The sequence below is a fragment of the Amycolatopsis sp. NPDC003865 genome (genome assembly GCF_053605345.1).
The window spans coordinates 224,474-237,174 of the sequence record NZ_JBSGJA010000004.1 but is presented as its reverse complement, the minus strand read 5'-3'; the positions used below and the strand labels follow the sequence as shown (position 1 = coordinate 237,174).

The following is a 12,701-nucleotide window of genomic DNA, read 5'->3' as shown; positions in this document are numbered from 1 at the left end:
CCCGGCCCCCGCGCGGAGATCGGCGCGGTCCAAAAGGGTCAGCGGCTCGCGCGGAAGGCCTCCGCGGGAATGGGTGCGACCGGCGGGCAGTTGCGGTGGTCGGCCTCCATGCACAGCTGGATGATCGTCAGCCGCGCCGAGGCCTGGTTGCCCGGGCCCGAGTTCTGGCCCGTGAACAGCGAACTCAGCTTCTCCGCCGCGCCGCAGTTCTTGAACGGGGGCAACGTGAAGCCGCGGTACTTCGGGTCCGGGTTCGCCGGGTCGGTGCCGATCAGGCCGCCGGTGAACGGGTCGTACTCGCCGATCATGTCGATCGGCATCGGCGTCGCCGAGACGCAGTCCGGGCCGGCGTCGAGCGGGACGCCGTTCACCTTGACGTCGCTCAGCCGGGAGACCACGTCGAGGTGGTTGCGCAGGATCCCGTCGAACAGCGTGCCGAACGAGTGGATCATCGTGCCGCTGCGGTAGTCGGCCGGCAGGAACTCGACCGTCGCGGTGATCGGCAAGAACCCGTAGCCGAGGTAGGACACCGTCACCGGCGCGAACGCCACCTCGCCGGTGATCTCGCTGCGGATGGGGAACCCGTCGGGCGTCGTGATCCGGAACCAGACGCCGTTGACCAGCGCGGCCGGCTTGCTGTGGATCTTGGCGCCGGTCTTGGCGATCGTGGCCGTGTTGTCGATCTGGTTCGGCTGCAGCGGCAGGACCAGCGTGACGTTTTCGTCCACCGGCGGCTCATCGTCGAGCAGGGAGTGCTTCTTCGTGCCACCAGGCTGAGGCGCCGGCGTGGCTTTCTTGCCGGGCAGCGGTTTCCCGGACGGCGGCGCGGTGGCGGCCAGCACGGCGACCGAGCCGAAGGAGAGGTCCTGTCCGGTGTCGGCGGTGCACGGCACCTGCTGGGCGGGCTGCTCGGGCGGCGCGCCCGTCGGGCCCAGCGCGAGTTTCGGCGCGGTCAGCCGGATCTTCAGCAGGCCGGCGGCGGAGGGGGAGAACGCGGGGAGCTTTCCCTTGGCCGTCAGGGGCAGGTCGCCCTCGGCCGGGAGCGGGGTCGCGGCGATGGTCAGCGGGACGGCGAGGGTGTCCTTGACTTTGCCCTGCTCCAGCAGCAACTGGAAGGTCAGGCCGCCTTCGAGGGTGGTGGCGGCACCCAGCAGCTGCTGGGCGGCGGCGCGCGGTAGCGAAAACGACACGGCCAAGCCGTCGATCGTGGCGGGCTTGCCCGTGGTCATCGAGGCGGGCAGCGTGGCCTCGGTCTTCACGTCGAGCTTCAGCGGCCCCACCGGGTCGGCGAAGGGGCAGGTCGCCGCGACTGTCTTCGCGACCTCGCGCCCGCCCTTGCCGGCGTCCGCGGCGGCGGTCCCGGGCGCGGCGGAACCCGTCCCGGTGAACGCGCCGGTGCTCACCGACACCGCGCACAGCAGCGCGAGCGCGCCGCGGGTCGCCGTCCGCCGGGTCAGCCGTGGGGTCATGCCGTGCTCCTGTCCGTACCACCGGGGAACGAGCCGTAGGGATGGCCGGGGCCCCGGCCATCCCTACGGTGAAACCTAGATCAGCGCTGTCACGTGATGACGAAGCTCGGCGAGAACGCGAGGTTCTGCGCCGGGCTCGTCGTCTTCGGCGTGCAGCTCATGTTCCAGTTCGCCCAGGTGTTGTTGGACGCCTTGTGGAACTGCAGGGCCGCGGTGATCGGCGTGCCGAGCGACAGCGTGTCGCTGCCCGCGGCCGCCGGCGCGGTGTAGGTCGGGATCGACGAGGACGCCACTTGGCTGATGTTCACCGTGATCGGGCCGCCGGCCGGGTAGATCGTCTCGGGGATGTTCAGTCCGCTCGCCGGTCCGGAGACCGAGCCGCTCGCGGCGGTCACCGGCACGGTCGCGGTGCCGCGGAGACCGTCGTAGCCGACGGCCGTCAGCAGCGAGTGGACGGCCGCGGAGATCGTCGCGGTGCCCCCGACGTTGGTCGGCACGGCGGTGCCGCCGGCGGCGATCGAGTCCGGACCGGTCAGGAACGCGGTGATGGCCACGTCCTGCTGCGGGATGCCGGGGAAGGTGCACCGGTAGGTCGCGCCGGCGTTGTAGGTCGTGTCGGCCGAGGCCACACCGGTCAGCACCATGCCGAGCGCGCTGACGGTGGCGGCGGTCGCGGCCGCCTTGAGGGACAGGTTCCTGAGTCGGGTCATGACTGCCAATCTCCTTCGATCATCCAGTTGACGTCTCGGGCGGGCGTTGCCCACGCGCCCCGCGGACCGAATCGGTACCGCGAATTCCCCCGGGTGTTTTCCCTGGTGCAGCCCCAACCCTCGCGAGGTGGCTGTGATAAATGAGGTTACTCGCCAGTCGGTTGCGCAACAAGGATGTCACGTGGTCGGTTTCCGACGGCCATTGTCCGGATGAGTTTTTGTCAACACCGGAGCAGTGCGGTGATGACCTTGGTGCGTTCTTGACAAATACTCGACCGCGTTCCGATCGGCGGTTGTGCGCGTTACTATCGATACCACGCGCGCACCGTGACCGCGGGAATCGATTCAGCGAAAGAGGATGCCGTGGCCCCCCGTTTCCGCTCTGCCCACCGCCGGGCCTCCGTGCTGCTCGCCGCCACCCTGGCCGCCGTGCCGGTGGTGTCGGCGGCGTCCGCTTCCGCGCAGGCGCCGGGCACCGGCGGCGTCGTCGAATGGGGCTTCTCGAACTACATCATGGGCCCGCCCCCGGAGGCTTCCGACGGGCTCAGCGCCGTCTCCATGGGCGGGATGGACGCCATGGGCCTGCGGGGCGGCCAGGTCCTGGTGTGGGGCGACAACAACTTCGGGCAGACCGAGGTCCCCGAGGCCGCGCTGTCGGGCGTGAGCGCGATCGCCGCGGGCTGGGGCCACGAGCTCGCGCTGAAGAACGGCGGGGTCCTGGCCTGGGGGAACGACTGGTACGGCCAGGCCCAAGTGCCCGCCGACGCGAGGTCCGGCGTCACCGCCATCTCGACCAGCGCCATGCACAACCTCGCCCTCAAAGGCGGGCGCGTGCTCAGCTGGGGGCTCCGCTCGGACGTCCCGGCCGCCGCGACCTCCGGCGTCACCGCGGTGTCCGCGGGTGGCGACCACAGCCTGGCGCTCAAGGACGGCGGGGTGCTCGCCTGGGGCGCCGACGACCACGGCCAGACCGACGTCCCCGCCGACGCGAAGTCGGGCGTCACCGCGATTTCCGCGGGTCACCAGCACAGTCTCGCGCTCAAGGACGGCCGGGTCATCGCCTGGGGCCGCAACGACAACCACCAGGTCGACGTCCCCGAGGCGGCGCTGTCGGACGTCGTCGCGATCGAGGCGGGGTGGACCTTCAACTTCGCGCTCAAGAGCAACGGGGACTACGTCGCCTGGGGGTCCAACGACGTGACCGAAGGCGACCCGGTGAGCTGGGGCCTCTGCGGTCCGTTCCTCTCCCTCTCCGCCGGCGACCGGTTCACCGTCGCGCTCAAGGCGGATCCGAACGCGCCCTGCTGATCAGGCGACGGAAAGAGGGGCTCCCCGCGCCGGGAAGCCCCTCTTTTCGTACCGGATCAGCCGTCGGTCTTGGCCGCCAGGTCCAGGGAAATCGTGTTGCCCGGGCCCGACACCAGCGCGCCGAGGGCCAGGTCGGCGATGAAGCAGTTCTTGAAGTCCGGGATGGTGTAAGTGCCCGTCACCGTGATCTTCGGGCCGAAGATGTCGACGTCCTTGGCGCTGAGGTCCAGGTCGAGCGGCTTGCTCGCCTTGCAGCTGCCCGGCACCGTCGGCAGCGGGATCACCGGGACCAGCAGGCCCGCCCAGATGTCGTAGATCTCCATGTTGGCCTGGGCGTGCGTGGTCAGCGTGCCGTCGGCGATGGTGCCCGTGGCCGGGCCCGTCGGGGTGATCTTGACCTTCGCCTTGATCTTGAAGATGCCCGAGACCAGCGAGATGTTGGCCTGCGACGGCGGCAGCGTGAGGTCGGCGCGCAGGCCGACCGAGCCGGTCTGGTCGTCGATGATCAGGGCGCCGTCGAGGGTGCCCGGGCCCAGGGCCATCGCGCTGCCGGTCTTCTTGACGACCGTGCTGCCGGTGACCGTGTAGCCGACCGGGATCTCGACCACGTCGGCCGAGGCCGGAACGGCGGTGACCACGCTCATCGCGATGCCCGCTGCCGCCGTGACCGCGGCCGCGCGCGCCCATTTCCGGCCGTTCTTCCGAGTGCGCGACAAAGTAAGCATGCCGACTCTCCTTCACATTGTGAAACGGTGGGGAAAACGGGGTCAGCGAGGGGTGAGCCCGGTGATTTTCCAGGTGTTTCCCTCGCGTTCCGCGACCACCGAAAGCTGGGCCGCGGCGGAACTGCTGGAATTGTTGTCGGCGCGGGTCGCCGATTGGTCGAGGAACACGAGCAGCCGGGCGTGGCCGTCGCGTATCTCCTGCACCGCCGACGACGTCACCCGCGTCGTCAGCACCAGTTTCTGGGCCGGTGCTTTTTCCTTCACCTGCGCGAACAGCCGGTCGTAGGTGGCGAGGGCGTCGCCGCGCAGGACGTCCTTCGCGGCCTGCTCGGTGACGTCGGTGCGGTCGTAGGCGTAGGAGAAGATCCGGTTGAGCGCGAGCGTCACCGCCGAGGTGACCTCCGCGGTGGCGCCGACGTCGGTCAGCGCGTGGTTGGCCGCGGCCGGGTCGTCCGCCGCCGACCGCGCCGCGACCGTGAACGCCACGCCGGTCCCGGCGAACAGCACCGAGACGGCGACCAGCAGCGGCAGCAGCCACCGGCGCCGCCGCGGCTCCTCGGCGACGACCTCTTCGACGGCCACATCGTCTTCCGTGGTGGTGCTCATCGCGCCCCCACCGGCAGCTCGTCGAGCGCGCTGAGCTTCCAGCCGCCGTCGGTCCGGGTCAGTCCCGCGGCGAACCGGTTGCGCTTGGTCGCCGGCGCGACGCCGGCCTTCTGCGCGGTGATCTCCACCGACGCGATCAGCTTCGCGGTGCCGGCGTGCTCGTCCAGTTCGCTGAGCGCCGCGTCCAGGACCTTGCCGGTGGACACCGTCGCGTCCTGCGTGAGCGTCTTCTTCGTGGCGTCGTCGGTGTGGGCGAGCCGCTCGTGCAGCGGGCCGGTCGAGGCGTCGAGCCACTGCCCGAGCCCCTGGTCGAGCTGGTGGTAGTCCAGCGTGCACAGCCGCGCGACCAGCTCGCGTCCGGCACTCAGCGCTTCGTCGCGCGTGGTGCCGTAGGTGAGTTCCTCGCTGTGCGCGGTGCGGTACCAGGCGAACCCCGACCAGGCCGCGAAGGCGGCGGTGACGACGACCGCGAGCACCGCCGCCCGCAGCGGCCACTTCACTTTCCCAGCCACAGCATCTCCTCGAGGGTCGGGGACACCGCCAGGCCGCCCGGCGTGGTGAGCGGGGCGCCGGGGCCGGGCACCGCCGGTGCGGGCACCGGCGGGCGGGGCACGTTCTGCGACCCCCGCACCGAGGTCGCGTCGCCCTTCTCGAGCGTGCACGACGCGCCGGTGTTGAACGGCAGCGGCGAGGTGTCGGTGCTGGGCCGGAACCGCGTGCCCTCGTACCCGGCGCGGCAGGGGACGGGGTCGTAGAACGTCAGCGCCATGCCGAGGTTGGCCTCGCCGCCGTCGAACGCCGTCGACGTCGCCGCGACCATCTTCGGCGTCATGACCAGCAGCTGCTCCAGGTCGCCGGTGCGGGCCTGGACCACCTGCGCGGTGGTGAGCAGGTTGGCCAGCAGGATCGGCAGCCCGGGGTGGGTCTCCTTCAGCAGCGTGCCCAGCTCGGACGCGGCGGGCGGCGCGGTGGCGATCAGCCGCCGCAGGTCACCGTCCGAAGAGGACAGCTGTGCGGCGAACAGCTTGGCGTTGCTGGTGAACGAGCGCCATTCGGCCGAGGAGTCCAGCTGGGTGCGCAGCACGGTCGAGCCGTCGTCGATGAGCTTCGTCGTCTGCGGCAGGCTGGCCGCGGCGTCCCTCGTGAACGACGTCGCGGTGTCGAGCAGCACCTGCAGGTCCGGGCCGGTGCCGCGCAGCGCGTCGTCCAGCTCGTCGACGACCGTGCGCAGGTCGCCGGTCGGCACCGACGCCGTCAGCGAGTCGAGGTCGCCGAGCAGGTGCTGCACCGGCATCGGCAGCGTCGTCTTCTCCCGCGGGATGACCGAGCCGCCGGCCAGGTACGGGCCGTCGGACGTCCGCGGCCGCAGGTCGACGTACTGCTCGCCGACCGCGGACCGGTTGGCCACCACCGCCTGGGCGTTCGACGGGATCGGCGGGGCCGAGCCGTCGATGACCAGGTCGGCCTCCATCCCGGACGGCGTCAGCCGCAGCTCGCCGATCCGCCCGACGGCGACGCCGCGGTAGGTCACCTCGCCGTTGGTGAAGATGCCGCCGCCCTCGGCGAGTTCCAGCTTCACGGTGTAGCCGCTGCCGCCGAAGAGCCGGTCGATCCCGGCGTAGTTCGCGCCGACGAACGCGACGGTGACGAGCGAGATCACGACGAACGCGACGACCTGGATCCGGACCCGGGTGGTCAGCATCACTGGCCTCCCGACGGCAGCGGCAGGACCGGCAGGTCCGGCGGGGTGCCCTCGCCCGGCGGGGGCAGTGTCGTCCCCGGAGCGGGGATGACCGACAGGTAGACGTTGAGGTAGTCGCCCTTGATCGCCGGGATGACGGCGTCGGTGTACGGGAACGACGGCAGGATTTCCAGGGCTTTCGGCAGCGACGCCCCGGCGTCGGCCAGGCGGTGCAGGATCGGCGCGAGCGCCCGCAGGTCGGCGACGAGGTCGTCCTTGCTCTTGTGGATGACGTCGGTGGCGACGCCGGAGAGGTCGTCGAGCGACTGCAGCATCGCCACCAGCTGGGTGCGCTGGTCGGTCAGCGTGCGCAGGCCCGGCGTGAGGTCGGTGAGCGCGCCTTCGACCTGCTTGTCGCGGTCGGCGAGCGTCGTCGCGAGCCGGTTGACGCCTTCGAGGGCCGCGGTGATGTCCTGGCGGTGCGCGTCGAGGTCGGTGGCGAGGGTGTTGACGCCGGAGAGGAACGAGCGGATCTGCGTCTCGTTGCCGGTCATCACCTTGCTCAGCTCGCGGTTGATGGTCTGCAGCTGCCCGATGCCGCCGCCGTTGAGCAGCAGGGAAAGCGCGCCGAAGACCTCTTCGAACTCGGGGTTGCGGTTGGTGCGCGACACCGGGATCACGGCGTTGTCGGCCAGCCGCGCGGTCTGCTTCGCTTCCCCTTCGGGCGCGGCCAGTTCGACGAACTTCTCGCCGAGCAGGCTGGACTGGCGCAGCCGCGCGACGGCGTCGGCGGGCAGCACGACGTCGCCGTTGACCTCGACGACGGCTTCGGCGGTCCAGCCGTCCGCGCCGAGACGGATGGTCCGGACCCGGCCGACCGGGACGTCGCCGACCTTGACCGCGGCCTGCGGCACCAGGTCGAGGACGTCGGCGAACTGGACGGTGACGTGGTACGGGTGGTCGCCGACGTCGGCGCCGCCGGGCAGCGGCAGGTCGTAGACGCCCTTGAACTCGCCGGAGCAGGCCGTCAGCACCAGGCAGCAACCCGCCGCCAGTGCGGTTACGCGTCGCAGTGGTCTCATCGGCCGCCCGCCTCGTTCGTGTAGACCGACCCGGTCACCGGCAGGGGCAGGTAGTCGAGCAGGTCGGTGCGGCTCTGCAGCGCCCCGGTGGCGGGGTCGATCGTCTGGAGCAGGTTGGTCGCGGCCAGCGGCGCGGTTTCGAGGTACTCGGCCAGGGACGCGCGCTGGTCGACCAGCGTCTGCGTGGTCACCGCCAGCTTGTCCACATTGGACTTGATGAGCGCCCGGTTGTCCTTGAGGAACCCCTGGATGTCCCCGAGCGCGGTACCGAGCGACCGCAGGGCCGAAGCCAGCTCGTCGCGGTTGGCCGACAGCGTGCCCGACACCGACGACAGCTGCTGGTTGACCTTGGCCACCTGGTCGTCGTTGGCGGCCAGCATGGACGTGAACCGCTGCAGCTCCCGGACGGTGGTGAACAGGTCGCCGGAGTTGCCGGCCAGGGTCCGGGCCAGTTCGGAGAGCTGCTTGACCGAGTCGTTGAACGCGGTCCCGTTGCCGCGCAGGTTGTTCGCACCGGTGGTGAGCAGGTCCGAGAGCGCGCCGTTCTTGTTGGCGCCGTCCGGGCCGAGCGCCTTGGTGAGCGTGTCGAGGCTGGCGTACAGCTCGTCCAGCTCGACCGGGGTCGCGCTGCGGTCGACGCCGATGACCGCGCCGTTCACCAGCCGCGGCCCGCCGCGCGCGGGCTTGGAGAACTGGACGTACCGGTCGGCGACGACGCTGGGCGCGATGACGACGACGTCGGTGTCGGCCGCGATCGGCGCGGAGCCGTCGTAGGTCAGCGTCACCTCGACCTGCTCGCCGCGCGGGGTCACCGACTCGACCTGGCCGATCCGGACGCCGAGCAGCCGGACGTCCGAGCCGCTGTAGACGCCGACCGCGCGGGAGAACAGCACGGTCGCGCGGTCGAGGCCCGAGCCGGAGAAGACCCACCACAGCCCGGCCACGACGACGAGCGCCGTGACGACCGCCGCGGCGAGGAACCGGTAGGTGCGGGTGGCGTTCACTTCGGGGCTCCGAACTGCTTCGGCGGCGTGCACGGGTCGCGGTTCTCCGGCAGCAGCCCGCAGAGGTAGGCGTCGAGCCACCGGCCGTTGCCCAGCGCGTTGTTCGCCAGCCGGAAGACCGGGCCGGCCGCGGCCAGGCTCTGCTCCAGGTTGCCGTTCTGGCGCGACAGCAGGTCGGTCACCGTGTTCAGCTGGCTCAACGCGGGCTTCAGCGCCGCGGTGTTGTCGGCGACCAGCCTGGAGAGCTGGGTCGCCAGTGCCTGCGCGCCGGTCAGCAGGTCGTGGATGGCCTGGCGGCGCCGGTCCAGCTCCCCGAGCAGCAGGTTGCCGTCGGAGAGCAGCTGCTCGAAGTCCTCGTTGGAGTTCGCCAGCGTCGTGGTGATCTTGCGGGCGTTGGCCAGCAGGTCGGCGAGCTGGTCGTCGCGGGAGGACACGGTCTTCGACAGCGCGGACAGGCCGTCGAGCGCGGTGCGCACGTGGGCCGGGGCGTTGCGGAAGGTGTCGCTGATCGCGGTGAAGCTGTCGGCGAGCTGCGTGGTGTCGATCGCGCCCGCGGTGTTCGCGAGGCCGTTGAACGCCTCGGTGACGTCGTAGGGGGTGACCGTCCGGGAGCGCGGGATCGCCTGGCCCGGGTCCTGCACGGCGTCGCCGGTCGGCTTGAGCGCGAGGAACTTGCGGCCCAGCAGCGTCTTGATCCGGATCTCCGCCGACGTCCGGTCGCCGACCCACGCGTTCTTGACGCGGAAGGTGACGAGCACGTGGTCGTCGGCCAGCTCGACGTCGCGCACCTCGCCGACCTTGATGCCGGCGACGCGGACCTCGTCGTCGGCCTGCAGCCCGGCCGCTTCGGAGAACTCGGCGCGGTAGGTGGTGCCGCCGCCGACGACCGGCAGGTTGTCGTAGTTGAACGTCACGGTCAGCAGCGCGGCGAGCACGACGCTGCCGGCGACGCCGAGGGCGAGCGGATTGCGTTCCTTGAAGGACTTCACGAGCCGCACCTCTCCGCCGTGACCGGCGTCCCGCGCGGGGGCGTGGTCTGCAGGGTGGAGCTGCAGAGGTAGAAGTTCATCCACGAGCCGTAGGAGGCGATCCGGCCCAGGCTGTTCAGCTTCCCGGGCAGCGTGGACAGCGTCTGTTCGAGGCCTGGCAACGTCTTCTCGTCGGCGAGGTTCTTCGTGACGCCGTCGAGCCCGGTGATGCTGTCCTTCAACGGCGTCCGGGCGTCGCCGAGCAGGCCCGCGGTGGCCGTCGAGAGGTCGCCGAGGCCGCCGATCGCGTCGCCGATCGCGGTGCGGTCCGCGGCCAGGCCGGAGACGAGCTCCCGCAGCGTCGAGATCAACGTCGTCAGCGCGGTTCCCTTGCTGTTCACCGTGCCGAGCACGTGGTTGAGGTTGGTGATGACGTCGCCGATGAGCTGGTCGCGGCTCGCCAGCGTCGAGGTGAGCGACCCCGTGTGGGCGAGCAGTTCTTCGACCGTGCCGCCTTCGCCTTGCAGCACCTGGACGATCTCGCCGGAGAGCTGGTTGACGTCGGTGGGCGAGAGCGCCTGGAACAACGGCTTGAAACCGTTGAAGAGGTCGGTCAGGTCCAGCGCCGGCGTCGTGCGGTTCAGCGGGATCTCCCCGCCCACCGGCAGTGTGCCCTTCCCGCCCGCGCCGCGTTCGAGCGCGATGTAGCGCTGGCCGACCATGTTGCGGTACTTGATGACCGCGCCGACGTCGGCGGGCAGCTGCCGGCCCTGGTCGAGGGAGAACCGGACGTGCGCCAGGCTGTGGTCGGCGATCTCCAGCTCCTCGACCTGGCCGACCCGGACCCCGGAGATCCGGACGTCGTCGCCGACGTTCAGCGAGGTCGCGTCGGTGAACGTGGCGCCGTAGAGGTCGGTCCGGCCGACACCGGTGTTCGCGATGGACACGGCCAGCAGCACGGTCGCGGCCGTGGTGACCAGGACGAAGATGAGGCTCTTGATCAGCGGGGCGGCGAACTTCCTCACTTGAGCGTCACCTCCGTGCCGCGGTAGAGCGCGCCGACCAGCACGCTGCTCCAGCCCGCGACCTGCCCGGTGGGCACGCCCAGTTGCGGCGCCAGGATCGTGGCCAGCAGTTCCCGTTCCTGCGGCGAGTTCGCGACGCCGAGGTCGTCGCGCGTGCCGGTCACCAGCGGGTGCTGCGGCGCGCCGGGCGCCACCGCGGCGGTGCCGGTGGTCGGCGAGACGCCGCTGGGGTAGCAGCGCGGGCCGCCGCCGTCGGCCGGGTACATCGGGTCGTCCCTGCCGGGCACGTACTTGCCGCGGGCCTGGCTGACGGTGACCTGTGCGTGCATGCCGGGCTGGTTCGTGCCCTTGCCCAGCGCCTCGTCGACCGGCTCGCGCAGCGCGTCCATCGCCTTGATGGTGCACGGGAAGCTGGGGGAGTAGCGCGCCGCGACCTCCAGCGCCGAGCGGCTGTCGGCGGAGAGGGCGATGATGGTGTTCTTGTTGCGGTTCAGGAACTCCCGGACCTCACCCGACGAACTCAACACCTCTTGGTAGACCGTCGCGAGGTCGGGGGCCTTGTCCCGCACGGTGTTCAGCGTGACGGCGGAGTCGGTGAGCGCGTCCAGCAGGTCGGGGGCGATGTCGCCGTAGAGCCGGGAAACCGACGCGAGGTCCTGGACGTCCTTGGTGAACGCCGGCAGCTGCGGGGTGAAGTCCGTCAGGTAGTCGGCAGCGGTGGAAAGCGTCTCGCCGATCTGCTCGCCACGCCCCTGCAGCGCCGTCGAGACCGCGGTCAGCGTCGTCGCGAGCTTCTGCGGCTGGACGGCTTTCAGCAGCGGCAGCAGGTTGTCGAAGACGCGTTCCAGCTCGATCGCGTTCGCCGACCGGTCCTGCTCGATCACGGAACCGGCGACCAGGTGCGGGGCCCGGACACCGTCCGGAATGGACAGCTGGACGTACCGCTCGCCGAACAGCGTCTTCGGCACCAGGAGCGCGGAGACGTTGCCGGGCAGCAGGTCCACCTTGTCCGGCTCCAGAGCAAGCGCTATCTCGGCACCCTGCGGGGTCGCCCGCACTTCACGGATCTCGCCGACGAGCACCCCGCGGGCCTTGACCTGACCGCCCGGCTGCAGCTGGTTGCCGATCCGGCTCGCCTTGAGCGTCACCGGGACCGTGCTGACGAAGTCCTTGTCGTACACCTTGATCGAGAGCGTCACGAGGACGCCCATGACCACCAGGAACAGCACGCCCGCGGTGCGGATCCCGGCCTTGCGGCGGGTTTCGCGTCTCATCCGGCCACCTGCACGGTGGTCGTCGCACCCCAGATCGCCAGGGACAGGAAGAAGTCGAGCACGCTGATCGCGACGATCGCCGTGCGCACCGCGCGACCGACCGCCACGCCGACCCCGGCCGGGCCGCCGCTCGCGCGGAAGCCGTAGTAGCAGTGGGCCAGCACCACGACGACGCTGAACACGAGGACCTTCCCGAACGACCACAGCACGTCGCCGGGCGGGAGGAACAGCAGGAAATAGTGGTCGTAGGTGCCCGCGGACTGGCCGAAGAACCACACGGTGATCTGCCGCGAGGCGAGGTAGCTCGACAGCAGCCCGATCGCGTAGAGCGGGATGACGGCGAGGAAGCCGGCGATCACCCGCGTCGTCACCAGGTAGGGGACGCTGGGGATGCCCATGACCTCGAGGGCGTCGATCTCCTCGGAGATCCGCATCGCGCCCAGCTGCGCGGTGAAGCCGCAGCCGACGGTGGCGGACAACGCGAGGCCACTCACCAGCGGCGCGATCTCGCGGGTGTTGAAGTAGGCGGAGACGAACCCGGCGAACGCCGACGTCCCGACCTGGTTGAGCGCGGAGTAGCCCTGCAGGCCGACGACCGTGCCGGTGGCGACGGTCATCCCGATCATCACGCCGATCGTGCCGCCGATGACGGCGAGCGCGCCGCTGCCGAAGCTGACCTCGGCCAGCAGCCGGACGATCTCCCGCAGGTAGCGGTGCAGCGCACGCGGGATCCAGGCGATCGCGCGGAGGAAGAACAGGATCTGGTCGCCGAGGGTGTCGAGGAAGCCGAAGCTCCGGTCGACGGTTTCGCGGACCCGGGCGGATCTCGGGACGTCGGTGGTCACCACG

Annotated in this window: 13 protein-coding genes; 1 reads left to right on the top strand and 12 read right to left on the bottom strand. The window is 70.8% G+C overall.

Annotated elements, in window-relative coordinates; all coding sequences use genetic code 11:
* Positions 1 to 38: 38 nt before the first annotated feature.
* Both ACWEVP_RS12710 and ACWEVP_RS12705 read right to left on the bottom strand, forming a co-directional pair.
* Positions 39 to 1,469 (bottom strand): DUF6801 domain-containing protein, encoded by a 1,431-nt coding sequence (locus ACWEVP_RS12710; RefSeq protein WP_452062686.1) that lies wholly within the window; start codon positions 1,467 to 1,469, stop codon positions 39 to 41.
* Between the two features lie 89 nt (positions 1,470 to 1,558).
* Positions 1,559 to 2,179, bottom strand: coding sequence for a DUF6801 domain-containing protein (locus ACWEVP_RS12705; protein WP_452062685.1), 621 nt, complete (start codon positions 2,177 to 2,179; stop codon positions 1,559 to 1,561).
* Between the two features lie 363 nt (positions 2,180 to 2,542).
* Between ACWEVP_RS12705 and ACWEVP_RS12700 the strand changes: the two genes are divergently transcribed.
* Positions 2,543 to 3,487: an RCC1 domain-containing protein gene (locus ACWEVP_RS12700; RefSeq protein ID WP_452062684.1), complete on the top strand. Its 945-nt coding sequence runs from the start codon at positions 2,543 to 2,545 to the stop codon at positions 3,485 to 3,487.
* A gap of 56 nt (positions 3,488 to 3,543) precedes the next feature.
* Here ACWEVP_RS12700 and ACWEVP_RS12695 read toward each other — a convergent pair whose 3' ends face one another.
* Genes ACWEVP_RS12695 through ACWEVP_RS12650 form a run of 10 tightly spaced genes read right to left on the bottom strand, consistent with a single transcriptional unit; the run spans position 3,544 to position 12,697 of the window.
* Complete coding sequence (locus tag ACWEVP_RS12695; protein WP_452062683.1) at positions 3,544 to 4,212, bottom strand: hypothetical protein; 669 nt, start codon at positions 4,210 to 4,212, stop codon at positions 3,544 to 3,546.
* A 42-nt stretch (positions 4,213 to 4,254) separates the two neighbouring features.
* Positions 4,255 to 4,818, bottom strand: coding sequence for a hypothetical protein (locus ACWEVP_RS12690; protein WP_452062682.1), 564 nt, complete (start codon positions 4,816 to 4,818; stop codon positions 4,255 to 4,257).
* Positions 4,815 to 5,330, bottom strand: coding sequence for a hypothetical protein (locus ACWEVP_RS12685; protein ID WP_452062681.1), 516 nt, complete (start codon positions 5,328 to 5,330; stop codon positions 4,815 to 4,817). The genes ACWEVP_RS12690 and ACWEVP_RS12685 overlap by 4 nt, the downstream gene beginning before the upstream one ends.
* Complete coding sequence (locus ACWEVP_RS12680; RefSeq protein WP_452062680.1) at positions 5,315 to 6,520, bottom strand: MCE family protein; 1,206 nt, start codon at positions 6,518 to 6,520, stop codon at positions 5,315 to 5,317. Before ACWEVP_RS12680 ends, ACWEVP_RS12685 begins: the two co-directional genes overlap by 16 nt.
* Positions 6,520 to 7,581 (bottom strand): MCE family protein, encoded by a 1,062-nt coding sequence (locus ACWEVP_RS12675; RefSeq protein WP_452062679.1) that lies wholly within the window; start codon positions 7,579 to 7,581, stop codon positions 6,520 to 6,522. Before ACWEVP_RS12675 ends, ACWEVP_RS12680 begins: the two co-directional genes overlap by 1 nt.
* Positions 7,578 to 8,585 (bottom strand): MCE family protein, encoded by a 1,008-nt coding sequence (locus ACWEVP_RS12670; protein WP_452062678.1) that lies wholly within the window; start codon positions 8,583 to 8,585, stop codon positions 7,578 to 7,580. Before ACWEVP_RS12670 ends, ACWEVP_RS12675 begins: the two co-directional genes overlap by 4 nt.
* Positions 8,582 to 9,574 carry an MCE family protein gene (locus ACWEVP_RS12665; protein WP_452062677.1) on the bottom strand — a complete coding sequence of 331 codons (993 nt, stop codon included), beginning with the start codon at positions 9,572 to 9,574 and terminating at the stop codon, positions 8,582 to 8,584. The genes ACWEVP_RS12670 and ACWEVP_RS12665 overlap by 4 nt, the downstream gene beginning before the upstream one ends.
* The gene (locus ACWEVP_RS12660; RefSeq protein WP_452062676.1) at positions 9,571 to 10,578 is read right to left on the bottom strand and encodes an MCE family protein; all 1,008 of its coding nucleotides are present in this window, start codon (positions 10,576 to 10,578) and stop codon (positions 9,571 to 9,573) included. Before ACWEVP_RS12660 ends, ACWEVP_RS12665 begins: the two co-directional genes overlap by 4 nt.
* Entirely contained in the window at positions 10,575 to 11,852 is a 1,278-nt protein-coding gene (locus ACWEVP_RS12655; RefSeq protein ID WP_452062675.1) for an MCE family protein, read from the bottom strand. The genes ACWEVP_RS12660 and ACWEVP_RS12655 overlap by 4 nt, the downstream gene beginning before the upstream one ends.
* Entirely contained in the window at positions 11,849 to 12,697 is an 849-nt protein-coding gene (locus ACWEVP_RS12650; RefSeq protein WP_452062674.1) for an MlaE family ABC transporter permease, read from the bottom strand. The genes ACWEVP_RS12655 and ACWEVP_RS12650 overlap by 4 nt, the downstream gene beginning before the upstream one ends.
* Positions 12,698 to 12,701: the final 4 nt, after the last annotated feature.